This is a genomic window from Aurantimonas litoralis (genome assembly GCF_026153195.1).
GTDB lineage: Bacteria > Pseudomonadota > Alphaproteobacteria > Rhizobiales > Rhizobiaceae > Aurantimonas > Aurantimonas coralicida.
Genome location: NZ_JAPFBM010000001.1, coordinates 794,350 through 811,309 on the forward strand (window position 1 = coordinate 794,350; position 16,960 = coordinate 811,309).

At 67.5% G+C, this 16,960-nt stretch carries 9 protein-coding genes and 1 riboswitch; of the genes, 4 read left to right on the forward strand and 5 right to left on the reverse strand.

All coding sequences use genetic code 11. The annotated features are described in order from the left end of the window. Positions 1 to 129: 129 nt before the first annotated feature. Entirely contained in the window at positions 130 to 1,227 is a 1,098-nt protein-coding gene (locus N7I30_RS03795) for a zinc-binding metallopeptidase family protein (RefSeq protein ID WP_498636789.1), read from the reverse strand. A 223-nt stretch (positions 1,228 to 1,450) separates the two neighbouring features. Between N7I30_RS03795 and N7I30_RS03800 the strand changes: the two genes are divergently transcribed. Continuing rightward, positions 1,451 to 4,852 (forward strand): transglutaminase family protein, encoded by a 3,402-nt coding sequence (locus N7I30_RS03800; protein ID WP_498636791.1) that lies wholly within the window; start codon positions 1,451 to 1,453, stop codon positions 4,850 to 4,852. Positions 4,853 to 4,924: 72 nt separating this feature from the next. Here the strand turns inward: N7I30_RS03800 and N7I30_RS03805 are convergent, their stop codons facing one another. Further along, positions 4,925 to 5,713: an ion transporter gene (locus N7I30_RS03805; RefSeq protein WP_009210816.1), complete on the reverse strand. Its 789-nt coding sequence runs from the start codon at positions 5,711 to 5,713 to the stop codon at positions 4,925 to 4,927. Positions 5,714 to 5,788: 75 nt separating this feature from the next. Between N7I30_RS03805 and N7I30_RS03810 the strand changes: the two genes are divergently transcribed. From N7I30_RS03810 to N7I30_RS03820, 3 genes are all read left to right on the forward strand, one after another. After that, positions 5,789 to 8,182: a circularly permuted type 2 ATP-grasp protein gene (locus N7I30_RS03810; RefSeq protein ID WP_498636793.1), complete on the forward strand. Its 2,394-nt coding sequence runs from the start codon at positions 5,789 to 5,791 to the stop codon at positions 8,180 to 8,182. Then, positions 8,179 to 9,075 (forward strand): transglutaminase family protein, encoded by an 897-nt coding sequence (locus tag N7I30_RS03815; RefSeq protein ID WP_498636795.1) that lies wholly within the window; start codon positions 8,179 to 8,181, stop codon positions 9,073 to 9,075. The genes N7I30_RS03810 and N7I30_RS03815 overlap by 4 nt, the downstream gene beginning before the upstream one ends. A 92-nt stretch (positions 9,076 to 9,167) precedes the next feature. Next, the gene (locus tag N7I30_RS03820) at positions 9,168 to 10,355 is read left to right on the forward strand and encodes a GGDEF domain-containing protein (RefSeq protein ID WP_498636797.1); all 1,188 of its coding nucleotides are present in this window, start codon (positions 9,168 to 9,170) and stop codon (positions 10,353 to 10,355) included. Positions 10,356 to 10,368: 13 nt separating this feature from the next. Here N7I30_RS03820 and thiD read toward each other — a convergent pair whose 3' ends face one another. From thiD to treS, 3 genes are all read right to left on the reverse strand, one after another. After that, positions 10,369 to 11,181 (reverse strand): bifunctional hydroxymethylpyrimidine kinase/phosphomethylpyrimidine kinase, encoded by an 813-nt coding sequence (gene thiD, locus N7I30_RS03825; RefSeq protein WP_498636799.1) that lies wholly within the window; start codon positions 11,179 to 11,181, stop codon positions 10,369 to 10,371. A 43-nt stretch (positions 11,182 to 11,224) separates the two neighbouring features. Next, positions 11,225 to 11,323, reverse strand: a riboswitch (TPP riboswitch). An 84-nt stretch (positions 11,324 to 11,407) separates the two neighbouring features. Further along, complete coding sequence (gene glgB, locus N7I30_RS03830) at positions 11,408 to 13,636, reverse strand: 1,4-alpha-glucan branching protein GlgB (protein WP_230786274.1); 2,229 nt, start codon at positions 13,634 to 13,636, stop codon at positions 11,408 to 11,410. After that, positions 13,633 to 16,956: a maltose alpha-D-glucosyltransferase gene (gene treS, locus N7I30_RS03835; protein WP_187391146.1), complete on the reverse strand. Its 3,324-nt coding sequence runs from the start codon at positions 16,954 to 16,956 to the stop codon at positions 13,633 to 13,635. Before treS ends, glgB begins: the two co-directional genes overlap by 4 nt. Between the last annotated feature and the right edge of the window lie 4 nt (positions 16,957 to 16,960).

Consider the following 16,960-nt stretch of genomic DNA (forward strand, 5'->3'; position numbering starts at 1 on the left):
GCTGCGACCGCCTTGCCGGCAGACGCTGCTTCCGTCTCCGGCTCGCATCAGCCTAACTCACGCGAATGGCATTTGTGCCACCGCCGGACCGGTCCGCGCCCGGTAATTTCGATGGCCGCGACCTGCTCGTCAGCCGCGGTGCGCGCCGGCCTTGCCCGTCGCGTTGCCGATCCGGCCATGGACCAGATCGTGGATGAAGCCGAGCTTGCCGATCACCGTTTCGGAGAGCACGAAGGGATACAGATCCTGGTGCCCCATCGAACGGTTGAACGAGTTCAGCGCCGCCGAAAGCGGCAGCCACGCCCCGGCGATCTCCTGCGTCGTGACGCCTTCCGAGAAGACGTCGAAATCGATCCGGGTGCTGAGGAGCCCGGCCTCGTCGACCCGCGGATTGACGATGACGCCCCAGCTGTGGCCGGTCTCCAGCGTATCCACGATGTGGAAGTAGTGCGCCCAGGTCTCGGCAAAATCCTCCCAGGCATGGGCCCCGGCATAGGACGAGACGTATTCGTCCTGCCAGTTCGGCTTCGGGCCGTTGGCGTAGTGGGTCTGCAGGGCGTCGCCGTAATCCACCGTGTCGTCGCCGAAGATCGCCCGGCAGGCGTCCAGCGCACCACCGTCGCGGACCAGCCGGTCCCAGTACCAGTGGCCGACCTCGTGGCGGAAATGGCCGAGCAGCGTGCGATATGGCTCGCCCATCGATGTCCGGCGCTGCTCGCGCTCGGCATCGTTCGCCTCGACCAGCGCGATGGTGATCAGGCCGTCGTCATGGCCGGTCATGACCGATTCATTCGTGCCGGGATCGTTCGACAGGAAGTCGAAGCCCAGGCCCTCGTCGTCCTCGTCCCGGGTCACCAGCGGCAGGCCGAGGCGCATCGCCGTGTAGATCATCCGGTGCTTGGCGATCTCCATGCTGCGCCACAGATCGACCTTCTCGGTGTCGCCGAGGTCGGGCACCGTGACATTGTGCCGGCAGGCGGCGCACAGGCTGTCGGCGCTGTCGCCCGGGATCAGCCAGTTGCACACGCCATATTCGCTGTTCTGGCAGTATTTCCAACGCCCGGCATCGCTATAGGCGCCGACCGACTTCCAGATCCCGTCGTCGGCCTCCAGCGCCAGGATATGGTTGGCCTGGGGCTCGTAGCCGAGCGCGTGATTGCAGCGCTCGCAGACGGTGTTTTCGAAGAACACGGTGTGCGAACAGGACGGACAGGAAAACAGCTTCATCTTCAATACCTTTGCGGCGCCTGACGTGGCGTTAGCAGCCAGCGCGCATCAATGCGCCGATGGGCGGCAGGTTCCGGCTTTGTGGCGCCGGAGGCAAATAAATCGGTCCGCATCCCCTACAGGGGGATGGGAGAGCTTGCCGGGAACCGTCCCGGCCTTATGGTCAAGGAACGTCTGCAGCATCCGCCCCGCCGCGTTCCGAGTGACCTGCACGAAAGTTCCGATGTCGATCCTAGCAGCCCTGCACCATGTCACCCATTACCGCTACGACCGTCCCGTCAGGCTCGGCCCGCAGGTCATCCGGCTGCGGCCGGCGCCGCATTCGCGCACAAGGGTGCCGTCCTACGCGCTGAAGATCCTGCCGGAAAACCACTTCATCAACTGGCAACAGGATCCATTCGGCAACTACCTCGCGCGGCTGGTGTTCCCGGAGGAAGCCACGGAATTCCGCATCGAGGTCGATCTCCTGGCCGACATGACGGTCTATAATCCGTTCGACTTCTTCGTCGAGGAAGCGGCCGAGGCCTGGCCGTTCCAGTACGAGGAGCCGCTGAAGACCGACCTCTCCGCCTATCTCGGCGCCGAGCCGGCCGGTCCGCTGCTGACCCGCTATCTGGAAGAGCTCGACCGCAGTGAAACCCATACGGTGGATTTCCTCGTCGGCCTCAACCGGACGCTGCAGCAGGAGATCACCTATCTGGTGCGCATGGAGCCGGGCGTTCAGACGCCGGACGAAACGCTGCAAAACCGTTCGGGCTCGTGCCGCGACACGTCCTGGCTGCTGGTCCAGGTCCTGCGCCATCTCGGCTTCGCCGCCCGCTTCGTCTCCGGCTATCTGATCCAGCTCAAGCCCGACCAGGTTGCCCTCGACGGTCCCACGGGCACCGACGTCGATTTCACCGATCTGCACGCCTGGGCCGAGGTCTATCTGCCGGGCGCCGGCTGGATCGGCCTCGACCCCACCTCCGGCCTGATGACCGGCGAGAGCCATGTGCCTTTGGCCGCGACGCCGCATTACCGCTCGGCCGCGCCGATCTCGGGCGTCGTCAGCTTTGCCGAGGTCGAATTCGACTTCGAGATGACCGTCGACCGCATCTCCGAACGGCCGCGCGTGTCCTACCCCTTCTCCGAGGAAAGCTGGCAGGCGCTGGACGCCCTCGGCGAAAAGGTGGACCGCGAGCTCGCGGAGAACGACGTCCGCCTGACCATGGGCGGTGAGCCGACCTTCGTCTCGATCGACGAGTTCGAGTCGCCGGAATGGAACGCCGACGCGACCGGCCCGATGAAGCGTGGCCTCGCCGACGACCTGATCCGGCGTCTGCGCGACCGTTTTGCGCCCGGCGGCTTCCTGCATTACGGCCAGGGCAAGTGGTATCCGGGCGAGACCCTGCCGCGCTGGACCTTCTCGCTCTACTGGCGCAAGGACGGCGTGCCGGTCTGGAAGAACGCCGAACTGGTGGCGCGCGAGACCGAGGCGCGCCCGGTCGGGCCGGAAGAAGCCGAGCGCCTGTCGCGCAAGGTGGCCGAGGCGATCGGCGTGTCGCCCGACTACGCCGCGCCGGCCTATGAGGACTCCGCCTACTGGCTCGCCCGCGAAGCACAGCTTCCCGAAAATGTCGAACCCACCGATTCCAAGCTGGAGGACCCGGAGGAGCGTGCCCGTCTGGCGACCGTCTTCTCACGCGGCCTGTCCAAGCCGACCGGCTATGTCTTGCCGGTGCAGGCGTGGCAGGGACGCGGCGAGCGCGCCCTGCGCTGGCAGTCGGAGCGCTGGACGACCCGGCGCGGACATCTATTCCTCGCCCCCGGCGACAGTGCGCTGGGCTACCGCCTGCCGCTCGGCGCGATCCCGCATCTGGAGCCGAAGGACTATCCCTACATCCACCCGGCCGATCCGATGCAGCCCTTCCCGCCGCTGCCGCCGCAGAACCGCACCCAGTACGGCCGCGTCGAGATGCAGAGCCAGCGGGACGACGCGGCCGAGCAGGCGATGGACGGCCCCGCCGGCACGATGCGCCAGTCGGCGGGCAGCGCCGGCATGACATCGGGTTCCGGCACCGCGGCACCGGTGGCTCCGGCTGAGCCGAGCCCCAACGCCATTCTCGGCGCGGTGCGTACCGCCATCGCCATCGAGCCGCGCGACGGCAAATTATGCGTGTTCATGCCGCCGCTGGAAACGGCCGAGGCCTATCTCGATCTTCTCGGCGCAGTCGAGGAAGTGGCGGAGGCGGAAAACCTGCCGATCCAGATCGAGGGCTACGCCCCGCCGGCCGATCCGCGGCTCAACGTCATCCGCGTCGCACCCGACCCGGGCGTCATCGAGGTCAATGTCCATCCCGCCGCGTCATGGCGCGAGAGCGTCGACATCACCACGGCCGTCTACGAGGAGGCGCGGCAGTCGCGGCTGGGCACCGACAAGTTCATGATCGACGGCAAGCATGCCGGTACCGGCGGCGGCAACCATGTGGTCGTCGGCGGCGCGACGCCGCTGGATTCGCCCTTCCTGCGGCGGCCGGACCTCCTGAAGTCGCTGGTCCTCTACTGGCAGCGCCATCCGTCGCTGTCCTATCTGTTCTCCGGCCTGTTCATCGGACCGACGAGCCAGGCGCCCCGCATCGACGAGGCGCGCCACGACCAGCTCTACGAGCTCGAGATCGCCATGGCGCAGATCCCGGAGGATTCCACCTCCGTCGCGCCGTGGATGACCGACCGGCTGTTCCGCAACCTCCTGATCGACGTGACCGGCAACACCCACCGGGCCGAGATCTGCATCGACAAGTTGTTCTCCCCCGACGGCCCGACGGGCCGCCTCGGCCTCGTCGAGTTCCGCGGCTTCGAGATGCCGCCGGACGCGCGGATGAGCCTCGCCCAGCAGCTCCTCATCCGGGCGCTGATCGCCAAGTTCTGGAAGACGCCGGAGACCGGCCGCTTCGTTCGCTGGGGCACCACCCTGCACGACCGCTTCATGCTGCCGGAATTCGTCTGGCAGGATTTCACCGACGTGCTCGCCGATCTCGGCGCGGCCGGCTATCCGATGCGGGCCGAGTGGTTCGAGGCGCAGGCCGAGTTCCGCTTCCCCTTCTGCGGCCGGATCGAGCGCAGCGGTGTCACGCTGGAGCTGCGCCAGGCGCTGGAGCCGTGGCATGTGATGGGCGAGACCGGCGCCATCGGCGGCACGGTGCGCTTCGTCGATTCCTCGGTCGAGCGGCTGCAGGCCAAGATGAGCGGCTTCGACCCGGCACGGCACATGCTGACCTGCAACGGCCGCGAAGTACCGATGACGCCGACCGGCAGCGGCAAGGATGCGGTGGCGGGCGTGCGCTTCAAGGCGTGGCAGCCGGCCTCGGGGCTGCATCCGACCCTGCCCGTCGACGCGCCGCTGACCTTCGACATCTATGATCGCTGGTCGAAGCGCTCGCTCGGCGGCTGCGTCTATCACGTCGCCCATCCGGGCGGTCGCAACTACGATACGTTCCCGGTCAATTCCTACGAGGCCGAGGCCCGGCGTCTCGCCCGCTTCGAGGAAATCGGCCACACGCCCGGCACCTACGAGCCGGTCGGCGAGCGGCCCAACGCGACCTTCCCGACGACCCTCGACCTGCGGCGTCCCGCCGGCCTCGCCTAGGGTCGCTACGACCAGAATACCGGCAGGCCTGCCCAACCACCTCGGGCGGGCCTGCGGGATCGGTCCCTCGCCTCAGGCGAGCCGCGTCTTGATCTCCGCAAGCTCGCTGCGCAGCGCCCGCAACTCGGCAAGCACCTGCATGTTCTCGTCGTGAACCTGCTCCTGTTCGGCCTCGACGACGGCCTGGTGCTCCTCCTGCATGGCCGAGACGATGACACCGATGAACAGGTTCAGGACGGCATAGGTCGTCGACAGGATGAACGGCACGAAGAACAGCCAGGCATGGGGATGCGCCTCCATCACCGGCCGCACGATGCCCATCGACCAGCTCTCCAGCGTCATCACCTGGAACAGCGTGTAGATCGACGCGCCGATGCTGCCGAACCATTCGGGGAAGGTCGCGCCGTAGAGCTTGGTCGCCATCACCGAGAAGACGTAGAAGACCAGAAGCAGGAGGACGACGATCGAGCCCATGCCGGGCAGCGCAGCGATCAGCCCGCCGATGACCCGGCGCAGCGACGGCACCACCGAGATCAGCCGCATCACCCGCAGGATGCGCAGGGCGCGCAGCACCGTCAGCGGCCCGGTCGCCGGCATCAGCGCGATCGCCACGATGGCGAAATCGAACAGGCTCCAGGGATCGCGGAAGAACCGCCACCCGAAGGCGTAGATGCGCAGGCAGATCTCGATCACGAAGACGACGACGATCGTCTGGTCGAGGGCCACCAGGAGCGAGCCGAAGGTCGCCATCATCCAGGGATCGGTCTCGAGGCCGAGCGTGATCGCGTTGATCACGATGACGGTGATGATGAAGTATTCCCAGCGGCGCGAGCGCAGCAGGCTGGCGAGGTGTGCGCGCATGGTGTCCAATCTCTTGCTAGGTCCAGAGAGCGAATGCGGCTATAGCCCATCTGGTCAGGAGTTTTACGAAAAAGCATGCAGTTCCGTGATCCCGCATCCGTTCTCGCCCGCTACGCCGCCCTTGTCGGCACCGGCCATGACGAGATGCTGGCGCGGGACGGCTCGGTGCGCCCGCATTACCGCCCGCTGATCGATGCCCTGGGGAGCATGGCGGACGGCGAGCGCGACGCGCGATTCCGCAGCGCCCGGCAATATCTCAGCGAAGCCGGCGTCTTCCACCGGGTCTATGGCGACGCCAGCGAGGTGGAGCGCGACTGGCCGCTGTCGCAGCCGCCGCTGGTGCTCGATCCGGCGGAGTGGCAGAGCCTGTCGGACGGGCTGGTCGAGCGTGCCGACTTCCTGGAACGGCTGCTGGCCGACCTCTACGGCAAGCGCCGGCTGATCGCCGAGGGCACCCTGCCCGGCCCGATCCTCGGCCAGAACCCGGAATTCCTGCGCCCCGTCGCCGACCAGGGACTGTCCGGCGAACCGCTGATCCGCTTCATCGCCATGGATCTCGGCCGCGGCCCAGACGGGCGCTGGTGGGTGTTGGGCGACCGCACCCAGGCGCCGTCCGGCGCCGGCTTCGCGCTGGAAAACCGGGTCGCCACCGCCAAGGCCTTCCCCGAACTCACCCGCGACATGAATGTCGAGCGGCTGGCCGGCTTCTTCCAGCGTTTCCGCGACAGTCTCTACAGGCTGGCCGGTCCCGACGCCTCGCGCATCGGCCTCCTGACGCCGGGGCCCCACAACGACACCTATTACGAACAGGCCTATCTCGCCCGCTATCTCGGGCTGCTGCTCCTGGAGGGCGGCGACCTCGTCGTGCATGGCGACCGCGTCGATGTGCGCACCGTCGACGGCACCCGCGCCATTCGCGTCCTGTGGCGCCGGCTCGACGCCGATTTCTGCGACCCGCTGGAGCTGTTCGCCGGCTCGCGGATCGGCACGCCCGGCCTGCTGCGCGCGGTCCGCGCCGGGACGCTGGCGATGGTCAACGCACCGGGCTCGGGCATTCTGGAGAGCCGCGCCTTGATGGCCTTCCAGGAACCGCTGGCCGAGGCGCTGATCGGCCACCGGCTGGCGCTGCCGACGGTTGCGACCTGGTGGTGCGGCCAGGAGGCGGAGCGGGCCCATGTGGCGGCCCACCGCGACCGGCTGCAACTGGCCGACGCGTTCCCGCCCTCCGCCGCGACCGGCGATGCCGGGCCGGCCTTCGACACCGGCGACAGCGGATCGCGCCTCGTCGCAGAGGGGTTCCGGCTGGTCGGCCAGGAGATCGCCCGTCTGTCCACCGCGCCGGCCTTCGTCGACGGCGTGCTGGAACCGCGACCGGTCACCCTGCGGGTCTTTCTCGCCCGCGACGAGGATGGCTGGCACGTCATGCCGGGCGGCTTTGCCCGCATTGCCGATTCCCGCGACGCCCGCGTCGTCTCCATGCAGAAGGGTGGCCGTTCCACCGACGTCTGGATCCCCTCCGAGACGCCGGCGAGCCCGGTCACGCTGCTCGGCTCGGGCGACCGTTTCCTGCGGCGGCTGCCGGGGGCGCTGCCGGCAAGGGCCGCCGACAATCTCTACTGGCTCGGCCGCTATGCCGAACGCTGCGAGGTCGCCACCCGGCTTCTGCGGCTCTACGCGGCGCGGGCCGGCGAAGGCCAGCGGCTGGCCGAGGTGGAGGCCAGTGTCGCGACGCTTCTGTCAGGGCTCGGCGTCTCGATCCCGCCGGCAGACCCGGCAACGGGCCTCCTGATGCTGGCCCGCCAAGCCGCCAGCACCGCCTCGCGCATCCGCGACCGGTTTTCGCCCGATGGCTGGCGCAGCCTGAACGAGATCGTCGAGCTGATCGAACAGGCCATCGCCGACGATGACCGGGACATCGTGGCGCTGACCAGCCAGATCCTGACGCGGCTGTCGGGCTTCACGGGCCTCGTGCGCGAGAACATGTACCAGTTCACCGGCTGGCGCTTCATGCAATGCGGCCGGCGGATCGAGCGCGGCCAGATGTCGGCGCTGATCGCGGCGACGCTGATGCGGGACGCGCCACCTGAAGGCGCGCTGGAGGCCCTCCTCGAATTCACCGACAGCCGTGTCACCTATCGCCGCCGCTATTCGGTGGATCTGTCGCAGGAGACGGTGGTCGACCTCACGCTTCTCGATCCGCTCAATCCGCGTTCGCTCGCTTTCCAGGTCAACGATCTGGAGGCGCGGCTGGTGGAACTGCCGGGCGTGAAGTCCGGCGAGACGCCGGACATGCTGTTTCGCCGGGTGGCGCGCCTCAAGGTCCGGCTGGAAACCGCCGAGGCGGCGGAAGTGGACACCGCCTTCCTCGAACGTGTCGCCGGCGATCTCGGCCTTTTGTCGGACCTGATCGGACGCCGCTATCTGATGGCCGGCCCGGCCACCCCGACCGACGGGGGCGGCCCGGAATGATCTACGACATCCGCCTGCAGATCGGCTGCGCCTATCCCTCCGCCGTCGCCGATGCCCGCCATCTCCTCTATGTGCGGCCCCGCAACGACAGCGGCCAGCGCGTCCTCACCTCGACGGTCGTCGTCTCGCCCGATCCCGACGAGCATCATCACGAGCATGATTTCTTCGGCAATCCGGTCGAGGACGTGGCGTTCCGCCGGCCGCATGGCGAACTGGCCGTCGATATGCGGGCCCGCGTGCGGGTCGACCGCGCTCCGGTCGATCTGGCGGCAACGCCGACGGCCGATGCCATCGCCGACGCCGCCATCACCTGGCGCGGCAGCGACGCGCTGTCGCCGATCCATTTTCTCGGCCGCAGTCGCCGCATCGTGCCGGCCACCGACATCACCGCCTATGCCGCTTCGAGCCTCGACGAGGCGCCGCAGGCGGGCCCGGGCGTGCTGGCGCTGGCGCGGCGCATCCAGGACGACTTCGCCTACGAGCCCGGCGCGACGGACGTGCGCACCGGCGTCGCCGAAGCCTTTTCGCGCCGCCGCGGGGTCTGCCAGGACTTCGCTCATGTGATGGTGGCGGGCCTGCGCGGCGCCGGCATTCCCGCGGCCTATGTCAGCGGCTTCCTGCGCACCGAGCCGCCGCCCGGACAGCCGCGCCTCGAAGGCGCCGATTCCATGCATGCCTGGGCCGCCGCGTGGCTCGGCCCGGATGCCGGCTGGGTGGGGTTCGACCCGACCAACGGGGTCGCGGTGGAACGGGGCCACATCATCGTGGCCATGGGCCGTGACTATGACGACGTCGCCCCGGTCGCGGGTGTCGTCGTGACCGCGGGCCACCAGCAGACCTCGCATGCCGTCGACGTGGTCCCGCTGGACGGCGCCACCGCCGCGAGCGACTGAGGCTTATTGCGGACTCATCGTTGCAAGTCGTAACGAAGCGTCGACATCTTTCGCGCTAGTATCCCTACGTCATCTTCGTTTTTCGCGGGCACATGCAGATCCATACCCCCACGATGCTCCTTGTCCTGAGCGCGCTCTGTCTCAGCGCCAGCCTCTGCCATCTGGTCGAGTGGCGGAATCTGCGCGAGACGGCGCTGCTGTACTGGAGCGCCGGCATGGGTCTGATCGCGCTGGCTGCGGCCACGGCGCCGCTGCGGGTGTTCGAATTCTATGCGGTGGCCATCGGCGGGGCCAATGCGCTGCTGCTCGCAGGCTACGCGCTGCTCTATGTCGGCTTCGCCCGGTTCTGCGATGTCAAAACCAGCCTCTGGTGGTATGCTGGGCCAGTCGTCTGGCTGCTGTTCTACGGGCTGTCCCCGGCGGCAGAGAGCGTCGAGGCCCGGGTCGCCGTGATCTCGACCATTTCCGCCTTCTATTCGCTGGCCATCGCGCTGACCCTGCTCAACCCGACGGCCCGCAGCGGCCCGGCGCTGATCCTCAGCGCGGCCTTCGGTGCGCATGGCCTGTTCTGCGCCCTGCGCGTGATGCTGGTCGGCCTGCCGGCCGCCGTCTCCGACCAGCAATTGATGACCGGCTTCCTGTTCACGCTGGTGATGACCCAGGCCATCCTGATGATCGGCGTCAGCACCTATCTCGTCATCGCGATGGTGCGCGGACGGCATGAGCAGTCCCTGCGCCGCCTGTCGGAAACCGACTTCCTGACCGGCATCGACAACCGCCGGGCCTTCACGACCAAGGCGACCGCGCTTCTCAACGACGCCGATGCCGGCGACGTCGCCCTGCTCCTGTTCGATCTCGACCGCTTCAAGAAGATCAACGACGATCATGGGCATGGCTGCGGCGACGAGGTCATCAAGCTGTTCGTCGACAGCACCGCCGACCATCTGCGTCCGACCGACGTCTTCGCCCGGCTCGGGGGCGAAGAGTTCGCCGCCCTCGTCCGGCGACGCGACAAGCACGAGCCGGCCGTCATCGCAAGGGCGATCGTGCGCGGATTTGCCAATCAGGCCCGTACCGTCGGCGGCCGGTCGATCGCGGCCACCGTCAGTGCCGGCGTGGCCACCAACGAGGCGAACCGCGACCTGAACGGCCTGCTCACCGCCGCCGACCAGGCGCTCTACCGCGCGAAATCCATGGGCCGCGACCGCGTCGAGGCCGTCGCGGTGGACGTCCCGAAGGATGGACCGCCCGCGGACGACGCCTTGCTGCAGGTCTCCTGAGCCGAGCGCCCAGCTACCAGTGACCGTGGAAATGGTGCGTCGGACCGTGCCCGGATCCGACGTCCAGCCGGTCCGCCGCGCCGATGGCACCCGCGACATAGGCCTTGGCGATCCTCACCGCCGCGAAGGCGTCGCCGGTCAGCGCCAGCTGCGCCGCCAGCGCCGAGGACAGGGTGCAGCCGGTGCCATGGGTGTTGCGGGTTTGAACACGCGCGCCCTCGAACCATTCGCGCTGCGTTGCCGCCACCAGCAGATCCGGGCTGTCGTCGCCGCTCAGATGGCCGCCCTTCAACAGCGCCGAGCCGCAGCCCAGCGCCTGCAGGCGGGTCGCGGTCGCCTCCATTTCGTCCCGGTCGGTGGCTTCCTCCGCATCCAGCAGCACGGCCGCCTCCGGCAGGTTCGGCGTGATCATGTCGGCAAGGGGCACGAGTTCGCTGCGTAACGCCGCCACGGCCTCCTCGGCCAGCAGGCGATCGCCGCCCTTCGCGACCATGACCGGGTCGAGAACGACGTTTCGCGCCTTGTTCCGCTTCAGCGCATCCGCGACGGCATGGGCGATGTCGGCGGTGGCGATCATGCCGATCTTCACCGCATCGACGCGGATATCGGCGAAGACCGCATCGATCTGGCGGGTGACGAAGTCGGGCGAGACCAGTTCGACGCCGCTGACGCCCCGGGTGTTCTGGGCGGTCAGCGCGGTGATGACGGCCATGCCGTAGACGCCGTTCGCCGCGAAGGTCTTCAGATCGGCCTGGATGCCGGCCCCGCCGGAGGGGTCCGAGCCGGCGATCGAGAGAACGTTGCGGATGGTGGACTGGCTTGGCATCGCGGTCGGCTCCTGGCCGACGACGAGCCCGACGGAGCATGTGAGAGACCCCGCCGCGACTCCCTCCGCCGGCATTATCCGGGTCAGGTTCGAAGGGTGCATCTCAGCCCGCCGTTTCCGGCAGGCGCCCCCGTCACGCATTCGGTTCTACGCGGTCGCCGCCTTCATGTCAGCAGCGCCCGCGACGGGACGGCGGCGACCGGCCGCCGTCCCGCCTTCCGGCCGATCAACCTTCCTGCACCAGGACGATGGTGCCGAGCGGCGGCAGCGACAGGGGGATCGAGTAGGGCCGGCCGTGCACCGACACCTCTTCGGCGTCCTTGCCGCCCATATTGCCGACATTGGAGCCGCCGTAGATCTCCGAATCGGTGTTCAGGCGCTCGACCCAGCGGCCGGGCAGCGGTACTCCGATCCGGTACTCGTGGCGCGGCACCGGCGTGAAGTTCGACACGATCAGCACCGGATTGCCGGCCCGGTCCTTGCGCATGAAGGCGATGACGCTCTGCTCGACATTCGACGTGTCGACCCATTCGAAGCCGGCCGGATCGCAGTCGAGTTCGTAGAGCGCCGGGATCTCGCGATACATGGTGTTGAGATCGCGCACGAGGCGCCGCATGCCCTCGTGACCGGGCTGCTCTAGGAGATGCCAGTCGAGGGAGCGGTCGTGGTTCCACTCGCCGACCTGGCCGAACTCGCCGCCCATGAAGATCAGCTTCTTGCCGGGATGGGTCCACATGAAGCCGAAATAGGCGCGCAGATTGGCGAATTTCTGCCACTCGTCACCCGGCATCTTGCCGAGCAGCGAGCCCTTTCCGTAGACCACCTCGTCATGGCTGAGCGGCAGGACGAAGTTCTCCGAATAGGCGTAGACCATGCCGAAGGTCATATGGTGGTGGTGGTAGCGCCGGTTGATCGGGTCTTCCTGCATGTAATGCAGGGTGTCGTGCATCCAGCCCATGTTCCACTTGAAGTGGAAGCCGAGGCCCCCGGCGAAGGTCGGGCGTGACACGTCCGGGAAGGCGGTCGATTCCTCGGCATGGGTCGTCGCCTTGGGATAGTACTCGCCGACCCGCTCGTTGGTGTCCTTCAGGAACGCCATGGCCTCGAGATTCTCGCGCCCGCCATGGATGTTGGGCTCCCATTCGCCGTGCTCGCGCGAATAGTCGAGATACAGCATCGAGGCGACCGCATCGACGCGCAGGCCGTCGATGTGGAAGCGGTCGAGCCAGTAGAGACCGTTGGCGACCAGGAAGTTCTCCACTTCCGGCCGGCCGTAATCGTAGATCAGCGTGTTCCAGTCCTTGTGGAAGCCGCGACGCGGATCGGGATGCTCGTAGAGCGCGGTGCCGTCGAACTGGCCGAGGCCATGGGTGTCGGTCGGGAAATGCCCCGGCACCCAGTCGAGGAGCACTCCGATGCCGGCTTGATGCAGCGCATCGACGAGGCGTGCGAAGCCTGCGGGCGATCCGAAGCGCGAGGTCGGCGCGTAGAGGCCGATCGGCTGGTAGCCCCAGGACCCGTAGAAGGGATGCTCGGAGACCGGCAGCAACTCGACATGGGTGAAGCCCATGTCGCGTACATAGGGCACCAGCTCGGCGGCCAGTTCGTCATAGTCGAGATAGGCGTTGTCCGGACCGCGCCGCCACGACCCCAGATGCACCTCGTAGATCGAGATCGGCTTCTCGCGATCCTGCCAGTCGGCCGCATGGGCCTGGAATTCGTCGTCCTTCCATTCGTGCTCGACGAGCCCGTCGACGATGGAGCCGGTCGACGGCGCCATCTCCTGCAGGAAACCGACCGGATCGGTCTTCAGCGGCAAAAGGTTTCCGTCGGCGCCGATGATCTCGTATTTGTAGACCTCGCCGCGCCCGACGGCGGGGATGAACAATTCCCACACGCCGCACTCGTGGCGCTTGCGCATGACATGGCGGCGACCATCCCAGGAATTGAAATTGCCGACCACGGACACGCGCCGGGCGGCTGGCGCCAGCACCGCGAAGGCCGTGCCCTCGACGCCGTCCATGATTGTCGGATGGGCGCCGAGCTTCTCATAGAGGCGGTAGTGATTGCCTTCCGCCAGCAGATAGACGTCCTGCTCGCCCAGCACCGTGCCGAAGCGATAGGTGTCCTCCTCCTGCCAGCGTTCGCCGCCATGCGTGAACTGCAGGCGATAGGCGTCGTCCGGTTTCAGGCCGGACACGTAGCCCGAATGGAAGCCGTCGGCACCGCCCGCTTCCAGCTCGCCCAGGAGCTTGCCCGCCGTGTCCACGACCGCGGCCGTCTCGGCACCGGGCCGGAAGACGCGCACGATGGTGCCGCCGTCGGCCTTGCGCGGTCCGAGCACGCCGAAGGGATCGCCGTGAATGCCGCGGCCGATGGCATCGATCTGATGCGCGTCGGCGCGATGGTCGGTCGAAGCGGCCGCTCCGCGCGATGAGGAACTCGTCAGCGTCATTTCAAAACCTGTCGTTTCTCGAGGAGCGCCACGATTCCCCGCAGCGGGATCGACAGCCATGCGGGGCGCATCGTCGCTTCGTAGCGCAGTTCATAGAAAGCCTTCTGGAGCACGAAGAGATCCAGCAACTGCCCGGTCGCCGGGTCGGCAAGCGACATGCCGGAGGCCTCGCTCCAGCGCGCAAGGAAGGTCTCGGTGACCTCGTCGCGCCAGCTCTCGGCCATTTCGCGCAGCCGCTCGACGGTGCCCTCGTCGGCGGGGCCCGCCTTGTCGCGAGCGGAGAAGGCGGCGTAGTCGAAGGAACGGATCATGCCGGCCACGTCCCGCAGCGGCGAGGATTTGCGCCGCCGCTCTTCCAGGTCGCGGCCCGGCTCGCCCTCGAAGTCGAGGATCGCCACGTCGTTCTTGGCGACCAGAACCTGGCCCAGATGGTAGTCGCCGTGGATCCGGGTGCGGTGCGAATTGACCGTCAGCTTCATGAAGCCGTCGAACCAGGTCAGGATGTCCTTCTCGGCCCCGAGCAGGCGATCGACGTCCAGACCGATGCCGTCGCCGGCATTGTCGCGCATGCGGCGCAGCACGGTCAGCGCATCCGTCGCCTCGCGCTTGGCTTCGGCCAGCATCTCCGCCAGCGACGCCGTGTCTATCGGCTCCGGATCGAAGGCCGGATCGCCGGTGACCGTCGCCAGCGCCGCGTGCATCTCGCCGGTCCGCGTGCCCAGCACATCGCCGACATCGATCTGGATGGCGAGCTTGAGATCGCTCATCGGCGCGATCTCGGCACCGTCTTCCGTGGCCGGCTCGTTGGAATAGGCGTGGTCGCGCAGATAGCGCGCCAGCGCATCGGTGACGACGGTCCAGGCGTCGCCCTGGTTGCGGACCTGCTCGAACAGCGCCGCGATCGCCGTGCGGCTGCCATCCTCGCGCACCAGTTCGATCGAGCCGAGCAGCGCGGGCGCGGCCTCGAAATCGGTCTTCTCGGTGAGGAAGCGGGTGATCTCGAGTTCCGGCTGAACACCGTCGCGCAGGCGGCGGTAGAACTTCAGGATCGCCTCGTCACCGACAAGGACGGAGGTGTTCGACTGCTCGCCGGCGATCGCATGGATCTGTTCCGGCTCGACGAGCAGGGCCCGTGCCAGCCCGTCGCGTTCGGTTTCGGACGCGGCAACGTGCAGGGACGCACCGCCGAGATCGATATCGACACCGGCCGCGATCAGCGAGACGACGAGCTTGGCGAGATCCGGGTCCCGCGTGCCGTCGACGACGGCACCGATGCGCGGACCCTGCCGGATCTTGGTCAGGGTGTAGGGCAGCAGCGGGGCTTGCGAGCTCAGATTCTCTTCGCCCCATTTGGCGCTGAGCGGCATGAAGTAGCGGTGCTGGCCGTCCTCGGCCTCGACGACGATCTCGTTGAAGAGATGGCGGCGGGAGTTCGGGGTCGGCGGCCCAAGCACTTCCAGCGAGACGCTGCGCTGGCCCTCGGCCTTGGCGGCGAACCAGCGCTGGCCGCCGACGAATTCCGGCAGCACCGATTCCAGTTCATGCTGATTGCGCGCATTGATCGTGCCCTTCAGGTCGCCGGAGACGACGAGGGTCGAGAAGGCGGGCAGCGGCGTCGGCTCGGGCGCCCTCGTCGCGGTCGCGGCGAGGTCGAACCAGAAAAAGCCGAAGGCCGGCAGGGTCAGCATGTAGGTGCCGGTGCCAATCTGCGGGAAGGTCGACAGGCCGAGCATCTCCACCGGCATGGCGCCGGCGAAGTCGGCGAGTTCCAGCTCAACCGCCTGCGCCGAAGACGAGAGATTGGCGACGCACAGGATGCGCTCGTCGCCATATTCGCGCAGATAGGCGAGAATCTTGCGGTTCGACGGATAGAGGAACTTCACCGTACCGCGGCCGAAAGCTTCCTTGGTGCGACGGACCTGGATCAGGCGCCGCATCCAGTTGAGCTGCGACGCCGGATTGTTCGACTGCGCCTCGACATTGACGGCCTGGTAGCCATAGACCGGGTCCTGGATCACCGGCAGATAGAGCCGCTGCGGATCGGAGCGGGAGAACCCGCCATTGCGGTCGGCGGACCACTGCATGGGCGTGCGCACGCCGTCGCGATCACCGAGATAGTAATTGTCGCCCATGCCGATCTCGTCGCCGTAATAGACGGTCGGCGTGCCGGGCATCGACATCAGCAGCGCGTTGAGAAGCTCGACCTTGCGGCGATCGTTGCCCATCAGCGGGGCGAGCCGGCGGCGGATGCCGAGATTGATCCGGGCGCGGGTGTCGGCCGCATAGGTCGACCAGAGATAGTCGCGCTCCTCCTCGGTGACCATTTCCAGCGTCAGCTCGTCATGGTTGCGCAGGAAGATCGCCCACTGGCAGTTGGCCGGGATCTCCGGCGTCTGCCGCATGATGTCGGTGATCGGGTGCCGGTCCTCCTGCGCCACCGCCATGTACATGCGCGGCATCAGCGGGAAGTGGAACGCCATGTGGCACTCGTCGCCGTCGCCGAAATAGGGACGGGTGTCCTCCGGCCACTGATTGGCCTCGGCCAGGAGCATGCGGTCGGGATAGTGCTTATCCAGATTGGCGCGGATCGCCTTCAGGACGTCGTGGGTCTCCGGCAGGTTCTCGTTGTTGGTCCCTTCCCGCTCGACCAGATAGGGGATCGCGTCGAGCCGCAGCCCGTCGACGCCCTTGTCCAGCCAGAAGTGCATGACCGACAGCACTTCCTCCAGAACCTTCGGATTGTCGAAGTTCAGGTCCGGCTGGTGCGAGAAGAAGCGGTGCCAGAAATACTGCTTGGCGACCGGGTCCCAGGTCCAGTTCGACGTCTCGGTGTCGGTGAAGATGATCCGGGTGAGATCGTAACCCTTGTCGTCGTCGGCCCAGACATAGAAGTCGCGCTCGGGCGAACCCTTGGGCGCGTTGCGGGCGGCCTGGAACCAGGGATGCTGGTCGGAGGTGTGGTTGATCACCAGCTCGGTGATCACCCGCATGCCGCGGTGATGCGCTTCAGCGATCAGCCGCTCCACGTCCTCGATATTGCCGTAGGACGGATTGACCGAGCGATAGTCGGAGATGTCGTAGCCGTCGTCGCGCAGCGGCGAGGGATAGAACGGCAGCAGCCAGATCGCCGTCACGCCCAGCGCCTGGATATAGTCCAGCTTCTCCAGAAGCCCCGCGAAGTCGCCGATCCCGTCCCCGTTGGAATCGAGATAGGTCTTCACGTGGAGTTGGTAGATGATCGCGTCCTTGTACCAGTCCGCGGCATCCGGATCGGGTCCGGTGGCGTGATCGGTCGGCTGGACGGAAACTTGTTCGTTCATGGAG

Bases quoted from the DNA above. Each gene is read 5' to 3' on its own strand.
- N7I30_RS03805 (WP_009210816.1), bottom strand. From the start codon at position 5,713: ATGCGCGCACACCTCGCCAGCCTGCTGCGCTCGCGCCGCTGGGAATAC.
- N7I30_RS03800 (WP_498636791.1), top strand. From the start codon at position 1,451: ATGTCGATCCTAGCAGCCCTGCACCATGTCACCCATTACCGCTACGAC.
- N7I30_RS03795 (WP_498636789.1), bottom strand. From the start codon at position 1,227: ATGAAGCTGTTTTCCTGTCCGTCCTGTTCGCACACCGTGTTCTTCGAA.
- glgB (WP_230786274.1), bottom strand. From the start codon at position 13,636: ATGACGCTGACGAGTTCCTCATCGCGCGGAGCGGCCGCTTCGACCGAC.
- N7I30_RS03810 (WP_498636793.1), top strand. From the start codon at position 5,789: ATGCAGTTCCGTGATCCCGCATCCGTTCTCGCCCGCTACGCCGCCCTT.
- N7I30_RS03815 (WP_498636795.1), top strand. From the start codon at position 8,179: ATGATCTACGACATCCGCCTGCAGATCGGCTGCGCCTATCCCTCCGCC.
- treS (WP_187391146.1), bottom strand. From the start codon at position 16,956: ATGAACGAACAAGTTTCCGTCCAGCCGACCGATCACGCCACCGGACCC.
- thiD (WP_498636799.1), bottom strand. From the start codon at position 11,181: ATGCCAAGCCAGTCCACCATCCGCAACGTTCTCTCGATCGCCGGCTCG.
- N7I30_RS03820 (WP_498636797.1), top strand. From the start codon at position 9,168: ATGCAGATCCATACCCCCACGATGCTCCTTGTCCTGAGCGCGCTCTGT.